The 18972-nt window shown below is 47.7% G+C and carries 6 protein-coding genes; 1 reads left to right on the plus strand and 5 read right to left on the minus strand.

Features of this window, described 5'->3' with window-relative positions:
• The first annotated feature begins 18 nt into the window (after window positions 1–18).
• The gene (gene rnd, locus AB4589_RS10595; protein ID WP_372100360.1) at window positions 19–1137 is read left to right on the plus strand and encodes a ribonuclease D; all 1119 of its coding nucleotides are present in this window, start codon (window positions 19–21) and stop codon (window positions 1135–1137) included.
• Window positions 1138–1231: 94 nt separating this feature from the next.
• Here the strand turns inward: rnd and pfaD are convergent, their stop codons facing one another.
• Genes pfaD through AB4589_RS10620 form a run of 5 tightly spaced genes read right to left on the minus strand, consistent with a single transcriptional unit; the run spans window position 1232 to window position 18919 of the window.
• The gene (gene pfaD / locus AB4589_RS10600; RefSeq protein ID WP_372100362.1) at window positions 1232–2869 is read right to left on the minus strand and encodes an eicosapentaenoate synthase subunit PfaD; all 1638 of its coding nucleotides are present in this window, start codon (window positions 2867–2869) and stop codon (window positions 1232–1234) included.
• A gap of 30 nt (window positions 2870–2899) precedes the next feature.
• Window positions 2900–8869 carry a beta-ketoacyl synthase N-terminal-like domain-containing protein gene (locus AB4589_RS10605; protein WP_372100364.1) on the minus strand — a complete coding sequence of 1990 codons (5970 nt, stop codon included), beginning with the start codon at window positions 8867–8869 and terminating at the stop codon, window positions 2900–2902.
• On the minus strand, window positions 8866–10914 hold the full coding sequence (locus AB4589_RS10610; RefSeq protein WP_372100366.1) for a PfaB family protein: 2049 nt from the start codon (window positions 10912–10914) through the stop codon (window positions 8866–8868). Before AB4589_RS10610 ends, AB4589_RS10605 begins: the two co-directional genes overlap by 4 nt.
• Window positions 10914–18728 (minus strand): phosphopantetheine-binding protein, encoded by a 7815-nt coding sequence (locus AB4589_RS10615; RefSeq protein WP_372100368.1) that lies wholly within the window; start codon window positions 18726–18728, stop codon window positions 10914–10916. Before AB4589_RS10615 ends, AB4589_RS10610 begins: the two co-directional genes overlap by 1 nt.
• The gene (locus AB4589_RS10620) at window positions 18728–18919 is read right to left on the minus strand and encodes a hypothetical protein (RefSeq protein WP_081324588.1); all 192 of its coding nucleotides are present in this window, start codon (window positions 18917–18919) and stop codon (window positions 18728–18730) included. The genes AB4589_RS10615 and AB4589_RS10620 overlap by 1 nt, the downstream gene beginning before the upstream one ends.
• Between the last annotated feature and the right edge of the window lie 53 nt (window positions 18920–18972).

Below are 18972 nucleotides of genomic sequence, written 5' to 3' on the forward strand. Positions count from 1 at the left end.
AAATCAGTGAGAGTTTTTGTGGATTATCAAATCATTACCCAAGTGAAAGACCTTGAGCGAGTTTGCCAACAAGCACGTGAAGCCGATGTTGTTATGTTTGATACAGAGTTCGTTCGTACAAGAACCTATTACCCTCAATTAGGCTTAATTCAGTTATTTGATGGTGAAACGCTGTCACTGATTGATCCTATTGCTCTTGATGAAATGACCCCGTTTGTTGGGTTATTGAAAGACACTTCAGTACTGAAAGTTTTGCACGCGTGTGGCGAAGATCTAGAAGTGTTCCAGAACGCATTTGGCTGTACGCCAACGCCAATGGTTGATACGCAGATCATGGCAGCCTTCTTAGGTCATGGTCTTTCAACTGGCTTTGCAGCTCTCGTTTCAGAGTTTGTAGGCGTTGACCTAGATAAGAGTGAATCTCGCACCGACTGGCTAGCGCGTCCGCTTTCTCAAAAGCAACTCGACTACGCAGCAGCAGACGTTCACTACTTGATGCCAATGTACAACAAGCTTCTAGAAAAAGTGATGGAAGCGGGCTGGTGGGAAGCGGCGCAGCAAGAGTCTGATTTACAAGTGGCTAAGCGCATCCGTAAAGCAAACCCAGATAACGCTTACCTTGATATTAAAGGCGCGTGGCAGCTAAAGCCTCAGCAGCTAGCTATTTTAAGACCGCTAGCAACTTGGCGTTTAAAAGAAGCGATTAAGCGTGACTTAGCGCTGAACTTTGTCTTCAAAGAACAAGACCTATGGGCAGTTGCGCGTTTCGCGATGAAAGATCCTAAACATATGGAGCAAGAAGGTTTTGATTACCGCTCTGTACGTCGCCATGGCGCTAAAATCAGTTCAATCGTTAAGTTAGCTGAGCATACGCCAGAAGAAGAATACCCTGCGCCAGTAGAACGTCTAATGGACTACCCAGGTTACAAGCAACTCTTCAAAGTGTTGAAAGATGAAGTGAAAACAGCATCGCAACACAGTGGTTTAGCGACTGAGTTTTTGGCGTCGAAGAAGCAACTTAACCAAGTGTTAAGCTGGATATGGAAGCACGATCGTAATCCTGAAAAGCTGCCAGATGTTATGCAAGGTTGGCGTTTAGATGTGGTTGGCGAGAAGCTAAATAAAGCGATCAAATAACCAACGACTGCAATGACATTTCGATGATTCAAAGAAAAGCGACCTAATTAAGGTCGCTTTTTTATTTGGTAAAATTTAGCTAGCTACTCGGCACTTAAGCCATTCTTTGCGTCGGCTTCCAGCGTGCTAGTTCCGGATCAAGCTTGATACCTTGTGAGGTCAGCAGGTTAACACGAGCTAAGTACGCAGCACCGTGCATCAGATGCTTAGCAAGATCAACGGCATTACGCTGTTGGTAATCATCTAGATAGCTGTCTTTCGCCCAGGCGTTGAATGCGCCAAGTGCCGGGCCAGCCCATACTTGGTAATCCATTTCACGACCTTGTTCACCGGTGTTTGACCAACGGCTAGAAAGCCCTAAGTACCAACGGAAAATCAACGCCATTTTACGTTTCGGGTTACCTTCAGCACGCTCGATCTGTTTAGGATCGCGCTCGTTAAAGTGAGCCACAGTGCCAGCCCAAATATCATCTAGTGTTGAACGGAATACCTGCTTCTCAAGCTTTAAGCGTTCTTCACCTGGAATCGCTTCAATCGAGTCGTAACGTGTGTATAGCTCATACAGTTTGTTGGCACGCATTGGGAATAAAGTGCCGCGTTTAACCACTTGCAGTTTCACACCCATTTCGAACATGTCTGCTGCCGGAGCCATAGTCACGTCAGCCATTTCAGTTGTTGAAAGCAGCTTACGTGTGTGTTCGCTCGCACCAGCCTCAACACACGCTTGGTTAATAGAGCCAGTAACAATGTATGCCGCGCCCATGTTAAACGTCGCTAGAGCAGCGTCAGGCGTACCTACGCCACCACCACAACCGACACGCAGTGGAGTTTTGAATTGATACTGTGCTTGGATTTGCTCTTTCAGCGCTAGAATCGTTGGTAGCAGTGTTACTAGCGGACGGTTATCCGTGTGACCACCAGAGTCAGCTTCTGCAGTAATGTCATCAGCCATAGGAACTAGCTGTGCTAGTTCCATCTGTTCTGCTGTGATTCGACCTTCATCAACTAGAGCTTGCAGCATTTTAGCTGGAGCTGGTTGCATGAACTTACTCGCGACTTCAGTACGGCTTACCTTAGCAATAACCTTGTTGCCAATCTGAATCTCACCTTGTGCATCGCGGCTAAGGCCAGCGGCACGGTAGTGAACGATTTGCGGTGTTAAACCTAAGAATGCTGAAGCCTCAACGGTTTTCACTTTGTGCTTCAAAAATAGTTCAACACTGCCGCGCTCTAGTGCGGGTTCGCTTGGACTGTGAATCAGGTTAAACGCATAAGGGCCGTTTGGCAGTGCTGCTTGAATACGGTTGATCGCTTGTTCAACGCGAGACGGGATTAAGCCCGCTGCGCCAAATGAACAAAGAATGCCTGCTTGACCAAGCGCAATCACCAACTCTTCAGATGAAATGCCGTTTGCCATTGCGCCTGCATAGTAAGCGTATTTCACGCCGTGGCAGCGACGAAAATCTTCGTCGCCTAGGCTTTGTGTACCAAGAGCAGGAGCAAATGCGCTAACAGGTTGGTTGTTCGCTGAACTTGCTGAATCGCCCGATGTAATCTCTGCTTGTTGGCTAACGCCTAAGCCTTTTTCTGGGTGGTTCACTACGTAACAAGCAAGGCTTAAATCTTTCAAAATTGTCGACATTGCTGCGTTATCAAAGTGAGTTGTGCTCTCTTTAATCTGCCAAGGCCACGGAGATAGCTTTTCGTTATTGATAGTGGTTTGAGTTGTCATAATTATTTCTTTCCTAGTCCCGTGTCAGGCTTATGCTTCTTCGATACAAATTGCGATGTCTTTCACTTCGTAAATACGCAGACCATCTTTGCTCAGGTTTGCGTCGCCAACGATGATACGTTTACCGTCTTCGTCTTTAATCGCAGTGATATGTACATCCAGAGACATCTGTTTGTTTAGAGGGTTAATCTGACCACGGTATTTCCACTTCACTTCAGATTGGATTTGACCAAACTTCGGATTGCGGAAGCCAGCACCAAGATCTTTGTTTAGCGCGTAGGTTTGCATCAGCTCGATGATCGCTTCGACACCCAGAGAACCTGGCATTACCGGATCTTGATGGAAGTGGAACTGGAAGAACCAATCGCTTGGGTCAATCGTACGCTCAGCGTATAGGTAACCCAGACCGTCTTTACCACCATCGCTGGTGATCTGCACCGTATCGATAAAGTTCAAGCGACCGCCAGCCAGTTGGTAATGCTCTTGCACTTCACCAGTAGCTGAAACGGGTGCATTGAAGTAACGCGCCGTTTTGTCTAGTAGGTTGATGTTTACATCCGGCGTGCGGTTGTTATCAACGTGCCAAGGGTGAGTTACTTTACCGTTGTCCAAACCAAGCTGATCTTTCAGTGCTGCGCCCTTGAAGTAACCAAATACCGCTGTACCTTGGTAGAACGGCACGCCGTCGGTGCTCAGTTCAAAGCTGAAGCTCTGTACGATGTTGGTGCCCATCATTACTGTTGAAAGCAGACGAGAATCGTTGGTAATTGTTTTGCCACGCAAGTCGACGTTGCGCAGCATTTTGCCGCTGCCATCTAGGTTGCGGAAAAACAGTTCTTCACCTGGGAAGCCAAGTGTTGTGCCCATGTAGCCAGAGATAAAGCCGTTTGGCTGCAGTGAAATCTCCATCAACACCGAGTAAGGCATTAAGGTGTGGTGGCTGTTTTCATCAAAGTACCATGCATTTTCTGGCACTTCGTATTCAGCGATACACGATGAAGGCTTCTTGAAGTCGCCACGCTTACCGTCGATCTCAACAACACGAGTAGTTAGCTGTAGGTCGCCACACGGAGTACGTGGTGGAATCATTCCACGGTAGATAGAGAAATCAGGACCGAAACACTTCTCGATATCGCCAGTCGCGAATTCGAACATGTGATAAGGCGTGAACGGAACCGTATCGGGTGTGCGATTTGGGTAATCAGGCGTTACCGGAGCTTCAACGTGTTGAAGAGGAACGACACCTTTGTTTGGTGCAGTTTCTAGGTCTTCAATTTGAGCCATCAATGGTGCATTCGCTGAAGCTTGTTGGTTCACTGCTGGTGTATGGCCCAAGCTTTTATGGTCCAAGTTTTCGATAACAGGGGTCGCGACAGCTGATTCTAAAGAAGGCAGGTAACGAGTACATTCGTCGTCTTCTTTGATCATCACACCCAAGTTTTGGAAATCAACAATCACTTTGCCGTTGAGCAAAATATCGATGTTGGCTTTCGCGTATGGGCGAGGGCTTAGACCAATCTCAGTCACTTCCATGCGGTACGTCAGTTCTGCCGATTGTGGTAGAACTTGACCACGGCAACGTACTTGTTGAGGGGCATTTTCAAGCGGTTGGAAACGACCATTTTGAACAAGCGTATGCATGCCAAGGTGCATCATGAAGAACTGCAGCAGTTGACCACAACCTTCTGCCATCAAAGAACCAGCCATTACAGAGTCATCTTTGAAGTGACAAGGGAAGTACCAGTGCTCAGGCTCTAGCTGCTTGTGACCTTCAATCAGACCAAGTCCCCATGTGCCGCCTTGCGGTTCAACACGGCTAACCTTTTCGATCATCATGAACTTCTCTGAGCTGAAGCATAAAGAAGGCTGGTGGCTATTGGATTGGTGAGTTAGACCAAAACATTCTGCAATGTTGGCAGTCAGTAGATGACGCAATTCTTGGTAGTTAAACTGGGTTTTAGGGCAGTGCAACATAGGGTCGAAGCGTTGCTTAGTTGCAAGTTTACGAGCCTTGATTTCGTCTTCAGTGTGAATCACACCCTTGCCGTCTGCTAGCTCTTCATCAGTGAAGAAGCCCGCACAGCCGTTATCCATTTTCAGGATCATTTTGTCGCCAACGAAACATTCGTACGAGAAGAAGAACAGCAACGTGTCGCCATTGCGAGCAAAGTTGTTGATTGAGATATCGTAACGCAGCGTATCGCCACCACGAGGCAAGTCACCAAGGAAAGTCAGCGTACAATCAAGCAGGCGATAAACTCGCTCGCCTTTGTTTTCAAAATCGATACCTAAGTAGCTGATCAGCATTAGGTCACACTGACCAGATTCAACTGCAACAGCCCAAGGGATCTGACCATCAACAAGATACGGCGCATCAACTGGGATGTCGTATTCTGTGGTCATTGTGCTTGGCTTGTACTCGTTAACGGTCGCGTTTAGCTTGGTTACACGAGATACCAGTAGGTAGTCCGTGGTTGGCAAGCGAACGCGACGCGAGTAGCTATCGATGATCGCGTAATCAGGGCCAAATACGTTCGCAATATCGCCTTCAGCGTATTCAACCAGATCATCGTAATCCCAGATACATGGCTTACGGATAGGTTTTACTGGTGCTGGCGTCGCAAGTACGTTGACTGGCGTTGACGAAACCTGAGCCGGTTGAGCTTGAACAGGCTGAGCTGGCGTTTGTTGACCAGTCGTTTGTTGACTATTTGTTTGTTGGCTGGTCGTTTGTTGAATCAGGGCATTGCTATCTAAACCAGATGTCACTGCGTTTAGCTGTGCTTTTAATAACGCATCAGCCATCTGCATGCCTTGGGCACGTGTGTGCAGGAATGCTTTGTGTACCTGTTGAGCCGCTTGCTGGTTTTGAGCAAAAGCTTGGTTTTGGCTTAGATTTTGCGGCTGCTGTGAAGCTGCGTCGATTTGAGACGCGCCATTTTTAGCGGATAGGACATGAGTCATATTGCTGTGGTTACCTGTTAGCTGACTGTGGCGAGTTGGCGCCAGAGTAGGGGATACTGATGTAGGAGTTTCGATGACTGGCTCTATCGCGTTTTGCGCTAATGCATTCTTCTCTAACTCTTTTTGTGCAAGGGCTGCTTGAATGCTTGCTGTCGTTGGAACCGACGCCACTCTTGCTGCTTGTTTACCAGAAGCTTTCTGTTGAATCGTTGCCAAGTTGGTCACTGGGGTTTGGGCAATATGTTGATAGATATCACGACCACCAAGAGTCACTTGCTTAACTAATTGACGTTTAGCATCGCTCGCCAGTTCATTGCTTAAACGAACGGAAAGTGATTGAGATTCAACACTCGATTGGCTTAGTAGCAGCTGTGAACATTGTCCTTCGCTGATGTTGGCAACAATCGCGCTCTTAGAACTGACATTCGGATTCAGAGGTGCAAGGTTCAGGTTGAGCAGACCGTGTAGCAGGCTTGCCATACCAGAAGCAGCAGAGCAATGACCCACACGTTGACTTGCTTGAGTAGTCTTTGTGTTCCCTAAACTTAGAGACGAAAACTGATGAGATGAAGATTCTGGTGCATGGTTAAGCTCAAGCAGAGAAACATCGTTCGAGCTCATACCGACTTGAGTCAGTAACTCATCAACAACGGCGTTGTTATTCTCGCTTGAACCAAAAGCTAAGGCGTTGATGCTGCCGTAAGCCGCATCTTGGTTGCTCGCTACTTGGTTTTCTTCAACAAGAACAATCGCACCTGCACCTTCACCGACATTCCAACTGCCATCTTGCAGCTGTCCGAATTTTGGAGCTAGCGTCACTGGGCTTACGCTGTTCTTCAGAATCACATGTTCTGCACTGCCGCTTAGGTCGACGGCTGCAATCACAACGGCATCCATCGATTCTTGTGACATCAAGTTTTGTGCAACATCAATACAACGAGCAACCGACTGTTCAGCAGCTGAAATCGTAAAGGCAGGGCCATTAAAGTCCCACAATGAAGAGATACGCGAAGCCATGATATTGCCGATGAAACTGGTGTATTGGTTCAGCTTGGCTGCGTCCATCACACTGTCCATCGCGATGGTTTCTAGCGCTTGGTATTCGTCTTGAGTTAGTTCGATACCCATGTTGGCAAAGCTGTCAGCCAATTGGCTATGCAGGTTTACGCGTCCACGGAATTGGTGCATCTCAAGCTCTGTTTCCATCGCAACTAAAACCGCAACCTTTTGGCCTGCAACAAGCTTGGCATCTTTGATGGCTTCGTCTGCAACTTTCATCAGTAGCAACTGCTGAGAGATCAAACGGTCATCTTCATTTGGCGGCACTTTGAAGCGCAGGAAATCGAGATCGAATTGATCGATGTACGCGCCATTTGGAATACCGTGTAAACCAAACTGATTCAGTAGTTCTGGATGTTGGTCTAAGCCTTTCCAGCGCTTCTTAGGCAAGGCAATGAAAGCATCATTGTTGGTCTCAATCGCAGTGCTTAGCGCGTTGATGCTCTGCAGAGAACCAAAGTGAGACGCTAGACCAGTAATGCTTAAATTAGATGGTTGTAGGCTTGGAGACGCTGACTCTTGAGTCGGGTTTACATGACTGGTGTCTGAATACGCTTCAAGCAGTAAGTGAGCGTTACAGCCACCGAAACCAAAGACAGAAACACCCGCACAGCGCTCTGAGTTGCCCGCTTTACTTGGCCAAGATTGAACCTGTGTTGGCAGAGTCTGTGAGCCAAATAAACCTTCTGGCGACGATAGTGGCTTATCCAAGTTAATACTTGGCGGAAGCACACCTTCTTTCATCGCAAAGATCATTTTCATGATCCCTGGCATACCCGCCGCAGTCAGCAAGTGACCGAGGTTGGACTTCGCAGAGCCAATCAATGGCGGGTTCGAACCATTCAATTTGTCAGCAAAGAAACGCTCCATTGAGGTTAACTCAACCTTGTCACCTAATGGTGTACCGGTTGCGTGACACTCAATCACTTCAATGCTGTCTGGTGATAAGTTCGAAGCCTCGTAAGCGCGTTCAAAGGCTTGGACTTGTCCTTTGCTGTTTGGGCTTAATACGAACTGGCCTCGGCCATCGTTCGACAAGCCAATACCGCTGACGACTGCGTAAATATTGTCGCCATCACGCTCTGCATCAGCTAAGCGTTTTAGGACTAAAACCCCCGCACCTTCGCCAGCAAACAGACCTTTACTGTTGCTATCAAACGGAACCGACACACCGTGATCAGGGTAAGCGTGGAAGATGGAAAAACCCATATTGATAAAGAATGGGTCAGCACCGGATACCGCGCCTGCCAACATCATGTCGGCTTTGCCTGTATTCAAGTAATCACACGCTAACTTCAATGAATACACAGAGCTTGCACATGCGGCATCTAGACTCAGTTGTACGTTACCTAAACCCAATGCATCAGCCACTAACTTAGAGGCGTTGTGTGCCGCTGCACCATTGATAGGGTTGAGGTCTTGCGCGGTTTCATTGGTTGGTAGCAATGAAAATTGGTCATTAGCTAATTTATCTTTAAATGCTTTCTCGACCACCGAGTGATAAATCGGTAGAAACAGGTCGTTTGAACGTGTGGTTGGGAACGAAAGGGCACCCATGATCACGCCTGTGCGCTCTAAAACATCGGCATTCAGATCAATGCCAGCGTCGATTAACGCCTTACGACTCGTGTCCAAAGCCCATAGGAAACTCTGGTCAACACCGTTGAACGATTCTGCTGTTAAGCGGTAGCCATTGCTATCGAAATTGAAGTTTTCGATGTAACCGCCTTTGTCACAGTAAAAGCGGTCTGACTCACCTTGCACGCCCTGATAGTTTTCAGGTTTAGCTCCTAACTTTTCAGCGCTTAATGTGGTTCGAGAATCTTTTTTATCCAGCAAGTTTCGCCAAAAGTCTTTTGGCGTATCAGCTTCTGGGTATTGGTTAGCAATACCGACAATCGCGATCTTATTGCACTTCACTTGCTGCTTATTCTGAGCCTGATATTTATATTGAGATGGTTTCGATTGAGAACTCATACTAGCTCTCCTTGATGATTCACTGCGCTGCCTTGAGACACACCACTTAATTGCTTAGCGGTGGTGATCTGTTGTTTTAGCCCTTGAATAAGTGGCTCGACAGACAGTGGAATTTGATGAGTAATGAGCTGACCAATGCATTTGATGAGCGTGACAACATCGTCACCGCCTTTGGCATTGGAAGCGATTGTGCAGTACTGGTCTGCTACGTTGTCGCTACGATTGATCTTGTCGATCAATGTGCTGGTTTGACGATCGGCACCTACTTCTACAAACAGACGAGCACCTTGTTGACGCGCACTCTGGATCAACGCGGTGAAATCCAGCGTTGAACAGAAAGTGTCGGCAATCGAAAGGGCGATGCTGTCACTGTCGATATTGATTGGTGCGCCAGTCGGTAGACCTGCTGCGCTGATAAAGCGGATATGCTTTGGCAACTCGTCGAACAGTGGTTGTGTGTAAAAATCGCGTACTTGGCTATGCTGGCTTAGTGCTGGTGTGGTGTGCATTGCAGTAACACGGTTCGCGGCAATGCCACGTTTACCCAGTTTCTTGAGCAATGCACGACATGTGCTTTCACAACCTGCCAGTACGCAAGTGTCACCTTGGATGATAGCGAGGTAAGCGCGTGGGAATTCTGGTAACAGAGCCTCAATCGCTTGTGCATCACTGCGAACCACAAAGCTATTCCATTGGATGCTTTCGTCGCCGTTCAGCTGCCAATCTTGACGCACTGCGGTGAGTTCGCCAGAAATAGCCGTCGTGAAGATAGGACTGGTTTGAGTCATCTCAATCAGCGCATGTGGATTTTTCCAAACATTTAAGCTGGCCCACATGGAGGCTTCACCCTTGGAGTAACCCAAGGCGAAATCTGGTTGCACTTTGAATTCATCACATAGCAGTTGTGTTAACAGATAACTACTGCCCACACCTGCAATGGCCAATTCACTGAGCGACATTTCTTGCGCATCGTCAGCATAGGTTTTTTCAGCCTGTAGCATCTCTTTCAAGTTACCTTCGCGCTCTAAGCGGGCAAATAACTGTGGGAAATGGTGGTGAAATTCGCGCAACATACCGGGATAAACCGTGCCAACACCAGGGTAAACAAATGCAACGCCACCTTTGCTTTGAGGCTTCGGTGAGAAACAACTGCCCGCAGGCGTTTTGTAGTGGCTATTGTCTGCCATTACTTTTGGCAACGCATTTTCTAGCGCTGTGATCTCTTGTAGTGCAGCATCAATTGAAGCTGCTTGAATCACGATGTTCGCGCTAAGGCCAGCATTGTGCAGAACGCTTTGAAAGTGGCATAGGTTTGAATGCATCAAGGTGGTGATAGCAAGTTCGCTGTCCGCCGAATCACTAACGCATTTAAGCTCTGCTCTTAGTGAAGCTAGCTGAGAAACTAATTCAGCTTGGTCATTGCCAGAAACCACAAACATCAAACGCTCGCTAGATAGCAAGGGTTTTGGTTCTTGCAAACCGGTCGCTTGGGTCAATATCAGGCTGGTGGCGTTTTGGCTATCGTCACTGAAAGTTAACGCAGCAACACGTGCTTTGTTCGGCTCAGTGAACCAATAATGGCTCGGTAATGAATCGCTCGGTAATGAACGGCTCGATATTGCATTAACCATATTCAACAATTCATCAAACTGCTGCGAAGCAGATAGGGCAGAGTATTGTTGTTGATGGTTTAAGTCTGAAGCGGGGCGGCGCGCAATATCCAGAGCTAGCTGAATGCTATCTCCGGTAGCTGTATCTACAAAACCCGCTAGATAAGCGTGTGGATGAATCTTGCTTTGAGCCGCGGTCAGTGCACTCAGCATCAACAATGATGGTGAGTGAGAATCCAAACAAAGCTTAACCACACCACCTTGACTGACTGTCTCGATGGCGTGAGTAAGTGCTTGATTAAAATTGCCATCAACCACAACAGTCATTATGTTTGGGAGTGAGGGGAATAAGTCGGCAGAAAGCTCAGCCGCGTTTGCTAGCTGAGCTAAAAGAGCGATGCGCAATGGCATCGCTTTATTAGTAGGAACAGTCACTATGACAATTGCTCCTTTTCTGCGTTTTTAGTCGCCTCTTTCTTTGATATTGCTGAGCGAGATTTCGGCAAAAATGCATCGTTTAAGCTCTTGCTGATGGTGACTTTGGCACCTTTCATTACCGCACTTAAACGACCATCTTGGTGGTAAAGCGAGATATCAGCTTGCAGCGAACGAGCCGTGCTTTTTATCACGTTCAGCTCTAGCCAACCTTGGTCACCATTGTGCATTGGTGCGTAACAAATAAACTCACCGATTGCAGACGGTAAACTTGCCGCGCCGTATTTCAATCGAGCCCATACCAACATGGCTTGCAACAGATAATCTTCGGCAAATGGCTGGCTATCGCCAAAGCCTTGCTTAGGAATAAATACTCCACAGTCGCTGTTTTCAATCTGAGGCAACAGGCATTGAGCCAATAAACCTAAGTCGTCAAAGCGTTCGACTGAGGTAATACCTTGCAGTCTTGGTCCGTGAAACAGAGTGCCGTCACTGTATAGAGCTTGTGCCGTTGTTACAGGTGCTGAAGTGTTGGCCTCAAAGCGTTTTACTGACGCTTGTTGAACATCTTCAGACACTTGCACAGAGGCAACTTGCAACTGAGCTTGATACTGTGGTCGCCCTTGGCAACTGATCACCGCTTTTAGCTGATCTTTTGATTTAGCATCAGAAGAAAGAACCAGTTTTAGCTCTTGCACTTCATCAGTATCAAAAATCACACCCTTAAGCAGTTTGTAGTTGTGAACGCTAACGTTCACCCCTAACAGTTGCTCTGCCACTTCACGCATCCATTGGATGGCACACACTGTCGGTAACACTGGGTTACCGGCAATGCAGTGATCTTGAATGAAAGGCAAAGCCTTAGGATCAAGATGACGTGTCACAGTGATGCTTGTATTCAGCGGACTCTTTGCAAGATGCACAGACTCCGCATTAAGCTTTTTTACAGCAGCTTCCTTGTTGTCAGAACCTTGCATGCTCGTACCAACCAGCAGTTGAATGCCAGTTTCGTTTAGTAGTTGAGAACTAAACAGCTCTGCACCTGCCTGAAGAGGAATTACGTACACGCCGCGCTCTGTGAACATACGTTTCAGTGCTGCGTTGACCATGCCACCGTCCCACGGTCCCCAGTTGAAGCTCATCACTTTCGCTTGAGGGTTACGCGCAGACAATTGTAGAGCCGCTTTGTTTAGGATCTCGTTAGACATCGAGTAATCGCTTTGGCCTGTGTTTCCGTAGAAGCCCGCCGCCGAAGAGAACATCGCAATCAGTTTTAGCTTGCTGCTATTAAGACCACCAAGAACCGCTTCTAGTCCGCCCACTTTCGTGCCGTAAACCATGTTCAGTTCATCAAGTGTTTTGTCTTGAATGTGTTTGTCAGCCAGTACGCCTGCGCCGTGGATAAGACCCGTGATGCCGTCGAAATTCGCCAGCGTCTTCGCTACTGACTCATGGTTCGACACATCTAGGCTTAGGTACTCAGCGCTTGCGCCAATCTCGTTGAAAGCGGCAAGTGCTGCGTTGATTTCAAGGCTGCTCAATACTGGTTTTAGTAAGGCATCAACTTTCTTTGGCGTTGGTTTGTCACCTGTTGCTTGTAGGTGAGCAATAGCCGCTGGTTTTAGCTCTTTCTCTTGTTTGCCTTGTGCCCACTGAGGTAGCTCAGCTGAAGTAATATGCTTACTACGACCTGCAAGAATGAAGTGAGATTTGCATTGCTTAGCAAGCGTCAGTGCACATTCAAACGTTACGCCTTTAGCGCCACCTGTCACGAGAACTTTGTCGTTCTTGGTGAGTTGAGCGCCTGTGTTTTTGGTTTGTGCAGCGCCTGGTGTTGCAGCAATCAATGTTGCACGACCAGATTCACCGTTTTCCGCATGGCTAAGGCCGATTTCAACCGTGTTGGTATCGATATCGAACAGTTCGCCTGTGATAGCTTCAGCTAGGTGACGAGCATCAATAGAAGCGCCAGCATCCAATGCGCGGCAGAACACGTTTGACCATTCATGGCTTAGTGTCTTAGTTAGACCAGACAGCGCGGCTTGGTTAAGTTCTGCGTTCGCTAATTGCTTAGTATCTAGGTAACCAAAGCCACCATCGATACGGCTTAGCGTGAAGAACACGCTGCGACCAGAAACGGTATTTAGCTGACCATTTAGGTGCTTCGCGAATAAGAACGCTGTGGTTAGTGAAGCTCTTGAGTCTGCATTCAAGTTAACCGCTTGCTCGTTGCTTTGTTTCGCATCAACGATAGCTTGTAAATGAATGAAGCCAGCAATCACTTTGTTCGACGTTTTAAGGTCTGCTTCGATGTCGTTAATCACAGCTGTCACACCAGCATCATCGACGCTGTTGAGTGTGTAGCTTGCGATTTCACTGTTTAAAGGTGACGCGGCAGAAAGAGCACTACGCACTACAGCAACTTGAATGCCGTTAGCGGTCAACTTTTCTGCTAGAACACCAGCGTTGTGACCATCATCTGTGATCACGACACAAGCGTCTTTTGAGAAACAATCGACGAGTTTATCTGCCGCTGGTAGCTTTTTTAGCGCTACCTCATTGTGTGGAGGAAGTTCCGCTGTCGCTGTTTCTGCGATAGGCGTTACTGATTCAACTTTAGCAGTCGCTACAGGTGCAGCTGCGGATAGCTTGCTTTGCATGTAGGTAACGATTTCACCAAGCGTACGACACTCAGCTAGGTCTTCAGGGTTTAGTTCTGGCAGCGTTGGTAGCTGGTCTTGAACTGTACCTAGAATTTCAACGCGTTTGATAGAGTCGATGCCAAGGTCAGCTTCCATATCCATCGCTAGGTCGAGCATTTCTGCTGGGTAACCTGTTTTGTCGGCAACCACTTCCATCATGGTTGATTGAACGTGAGCAGGATTTAGGTCGTTGCTCGCGCTTTCTACAGCGGCTGTAGCTGCTACTGTCGCAGTTTCCGAACTAGGAGCTAACTTGCTGTTCATGTAGTCAACAATTTCACCCAGAGTACGACACTCAGCTAGATCTTCAGGGTTCAGCTCTGGCAATGTTGGTAGCTGGTCTTGAACCGTTCCAAGGATCTCAACACGTTTGATTGAGTCGATGCCAAGGTCTGCTTCCATGTCCATTGCTAGGTCTAGCATCTCTGTTGGGTAGCCCGTTTTATCCGCGACTACGCTCAACATTGTGCTTTGAACTTGTTCTGCGTTTAAACCGTTTGATACTGCTTGTACTGGTGCAGATGCTTGAGTTGCTACTGGAGCAGACACCGGAAGCTTACTGTTCATATAGTCGACGATCTCGCCTAGAGTACGACACTCAGCGAGATCTTCAGGGTTTAGCTCTGGAAGAGTCGGTAGTTCGTCTTGAACCGTACCTAGAATTTCAACACGCTTGATTGAGTCGATACCAAGGTCAGCTTCCATGTCCATTGCTAGGTCTAGCATTTCAGTTGGGTAGCCCGTCTTCTCTGCTACCACTTCTAACATGGTTTTCTGAACTACAGCTGCATCTAAACTGCTAGCTGCTTGAACTGAAGTTGCTGCAGTTTGAGCGATTACTGGTGCCGAAGTTGGAAGCTTGCTGTTCATGTAAGCAACGATTTCGCCAAGAGTACGACACTCAGCTAAGTCTTCAGGGTTTAGCTCTGGAAGAGTAGGCAGTTCATCTTGAACCGTACCAAGAATCTCAACACGTTTGATTGAGTCGATGCCAAGGTCTGCTTCCATATCCATTTCTAGATCAAGCATTTCCGTTGGGTAACCTGTCTTCTCAGCAACCACTTCTAGCATGGTTTGTTGAACGACTTTCGCATCAAGACCGTTAGCGGCTTGAACAGGAGCAGTTGCGCTTGGCTGTGCTGACACAGGCGCTGATGCTGGCATCTTGCTGTTCATGCTTTTACTGTTCATGTACTCGACGATTTCGCCAAGAGTACGACACTCAGCTAAATCTTCAGGGTTCAGCTCAGGTAGGTTTGGCATTTCGTCTTGAACGGTACCAAGGATCTCTACGCGCTTGATTGAGTCGATACCAAGGTCTGCTTCCATGTCCATTTCTAGATCAAGCATTTCCGTTGGGTAACCCGTTTTCTCAGCGACCACTTCTAGCATCACTTTTTCAGCATCTGCTGATTGTACTGCTACTGGTGCAGCTACAGGAGCTGGTTGTGCTTTAACTGGTACAGGTTGGGCTGCAACAGGCGCTGCCGCTTGAGCCGCTACTTGCGGTGCAGGAGCTTTCTGAGCTACCGCATTTTGAACAGGTGCTGCTTGTACAGAAGTCGATTGTACTTGAGCTACAGGCTGTTGAACGATAGTTGTTGGAGTCGCTTGAATCGCAGGCTGAGCATTTACAGAAGCAACGAAGGTTGGTTGTGCCGTTTGTACTGAACCTTGCGTCAGCATATTAAGTGCTGAGTTGTTGCTGTGTGCTTGCATCTCTAGGTAATGAGCGTGAGCTTTTAGCGTTTCAGCTTGGTGCTGGTGGAACATTTCCATAGAACGTTGCAGGTTCTCAGGAATTGCTACGCCTGCTGTTGCCATTTTCGCTTGCTCAGACATTAGGGTATTGAATGTGTCACCGTATTGCTGAGGAATCGCCAAGAATTGCTGATGTACTTCTGCTGCTTGTTGTTGAGCATTGAAGAACGATTGCAGTGAAGACTCATCAACCGTTACTTGAGCTGCTGGCTGGATAGTCGCTGGTGCAGGTTGCGCCACTTGTGGCTGCTGAGCTGCTGTTACTACTTGTGCACTTGGTGCAGGAGCAACTGACTGTTGTACATTTGAAGCTTGAGGAGCAGCCACAGGTATTTCAACGATTTCTGTTTTAATCACTTCTTTTTCCACGATTTTCTCGACTTCAACTTTCACTTCAACAATCTCAGTCTTTTCGGTGACGTTGCCCGAAGCCAATGATTGATCCATTTTCTTACGAGTAGCAGGGCTGATGTAGTTGGTTGCATTCAGCTTGATGTTCATTGGTGATGCCTTCGCAGGTTCAGCAATGTCAGCTTGGTAAGGGTCAATGTTGTCTAATGAAACACCCGCCACGCACAGTTGAACCGCAGCTAAGCGAAGCTGTTGGTCACTGTCGCCTTTAGGGCTTGGGTTGATGCTGATTGCGTAAAGCTCTTCGTTCTTATCAGCCAATGTTTTCTCAACCAGCTTTTGAAGAATGTTCTTCGGACCGAACTCAACGAATACACGCGCGCCTGCTTCATACATCGCTTCAATTTGCTCGCTGAAACGAACCGATTGCAGCATGTGTTGCTTGAACGCTTTCTTGATCGCTTTAGCGTCTTTGCTGTGAAGTTTGCCTGTTGCGTTTGAGTAAAGCGGCAGCGTTGGAGCGCTGAATGAAGCTTTATCAATTGCAGCAGCAAATGGTTTTTGAGCGTGAGCAACAAGCGGTGTGTGGAAAGCGCCAGAAACTGGCAGAGTAATCGCTTTGAAGCCTTGTTCTGTTAGCGCTTGTGCTGCTTGTTGAACCGTCGCAGTTGGACCTGCAATAACCAGTTGAGTTGGAGCGTTGTAGTTGGCAATACTCACGCCTTCGAATTGGCTGATGCAGCTTTCAACGGCTGGAAGTTTGTCTGCGTCTAAGATGACCGCAAACATAGTACCGCTGTCGCCTTGTTCTGGTGTCGCCGCCATAGCATCGCCACGAGCGAAAGCTAGCTGGTAGTAATCGTCTTGCGAGATAACACCCGATGCACATAGCGCACTTAGCTCACCAAAGCTGTGTCCTGCTACCATGTCGGCTTTGAAGCCAGCTTGAGTCATGATGTCGAACTGACCCATAGACACAGTACCAATCGCACTTTGCGCATTAGCCGTGTTGGTTAACACAGCTTCTTGCGCTTTGGTTGCTTCTGGTGTGAAGGTTGGAATTGGGAACAGAATTTGCGACAGAGCTGTTTTCTTGTGCTGACCAAATACTTGATCCGCTTGAGCAAGCTGTTGACGCATCTCAGGGTAGTGACATGCAAGCTCGCGACCCATGTTTAGGTATTGCGAACCTTGACCTGCAAACAGAGCTGCTACTTTACCCGCACCATTTTCTGCAATCAGTGCCGACTCACGGTAGCTAGTACCGTTTGGCATCTGCCAATGTGTTTTTGTTTGGCTCTCAAGCATAGAAAGCGCTTGAGTCAGTTGCGCTAAAAGATCTGCTTGGTCAGTCACGACTAAACCAAGACGAGCATGCTTAGCGTCAACTTCGCGTAGAGCGTGTTGCTCAGCAAGCGCTTCCAGTTTGAACGCAGCGTCTGCAGCTTGAGTTGAAACCTGCTTGAGCTCATTGATCAATGCTTGACGAGATTCCGCACTGAATAACAGAGTTTGCGGTACTTGGCGTTGACGGTATTTGTCACCGCGAGCGTGCTCAGGTGTGTACTCTTCCAATACCACGTGGAAGTTAGTGCCACCAAAACCAAATGAGCTGATACCTGCACGGCGCGGTGTGCCGTCGACACGTTTCATCCAAGGACGAGTTTGTGTGTTTAGGTAGAACGGCGAGTTCTCGATATCCAACTTAGGATTCGGAGCCGATACGTTAATCGTTGGCGGCAGTACTTTGTGGTGCAGTGCTAATGCAGCTTTGATTAAACCTGCAGTACCCGCGGTTGATTTAGTGTGACCAATTTGAGATTTCACAGAGCCTAATGCAATGTGTTGCTTCTCTTCATTGTTCTCACTGAATACCGAGTTTAAGCCACCAAATTCAGCCACATCGCCCGCTGCAGTACCTGTACCGTGCGCTTCTAAAAGGCCAAGTGTGTGCGGTGCGAAACCAGCATCATCGTAAGCACGTTTTAGTGCTTTTGCTTGTCCTTCAGGGCGAGGTGCGTAAATACTCTTGAACTTACCATCCGAAGAAGAACCGACACCTTTTATCACTGAGTAGATTCTGTCGCCGTCGCGCTCTGCATCTTCAAGACGCTTAAGAGCAACCATGCCGATGCCTTCACCAATCATCATGCCTTTTGAGTCGATGTCGAAAGGTTGAATGGTTTCATTGGTGGTAAACGCAGGTGTTTTAGAGAAGCTCATGTACATGGTTGGTGAGTTATCAGTACACACACCACCTGTGATCATCATTTCACTGCGGCCTTCAACCAGCTCACTTAGAGCCATACGCATTGCGGCTAGAGAGCCTGCACACGCAGCATCTACTACACAGTTGATGCCACCAAGGTCAAAGCGGTTAGCAATACGACCTGAAATTACGTTACCCAATGAACCAGGGAATGAGTTCTCTTCCCAGTGGATGTATTGGTCTTGGAATTTTTTGATCAGCATTTCGCTGTCGTCGTCGCTGATACCACTGCTCTTGAAGACTTTTTTCAAAACAGGGTATTGAAGACGAGCATTTAGGCTTTGAGCGATCTTTTGACCACCACCAACACCGAGCGTGATACCGATCTTATCGCGATCGTAGCCTTCAGGCAGCTTGGCATCTTCAAGTACTTCTTTTGCAACGATCAAAGAAAGCAGCTGTGAAGTATCAGTCAGTTCTAGGATATTTGGCGGAAGACCGAACTCCATAGGGTTGAAGTCTACTTCTGGGATGAAACCACCGCGCTTACAGTAAGACTTGTCTGGCGTAGTACGATCTGAATCGTAGTAATCTTCTGGACGCCAGTGCGTATCTGGTACTTCAGTAATCGCATCGATCTTTTCGCTGATAAGATCCCAAAATTTATTCAGGTAGCGAGAGTTTGCAAACATGCTCGCCATACCAACGATAGCGACAGGCATATCTTTAAGGCGTTTATTCAGTCGAGAATCGTCGACTGATTCCGGTGTATTTGTCTCGGGTTGGCTCATTATGAGTCTCCACTAGAAATCACAGAAAGTGATGTCGTGTTTTGAGGCTGCGCTTTTAAAGCTATAGAAAGAAAATCTGAAACAGACTTAGGGAAGCGCAGCTGAAAATTCAGGTTGCTGAGTGGCGGCAACCAGATAGAAATTAGTTTTTCGAAGTGCGTTGACTTACGAGTGTGGGGGAGGTGTTTCATGCGCGACGGTGGCATTCAAATGTTGAGGCGATGTCCATTAAAATCCTGTTCAA

The organism is Vibrio sp. 10N.222.49.A3, assembly GCF_041475145.1.
GTDB lineage: Bacteria > Pseudomonadota > Gammaproteobacteria > Enterobacterales > Vibrionaceae > Vibrio > Vibrio tasmaniensis_A.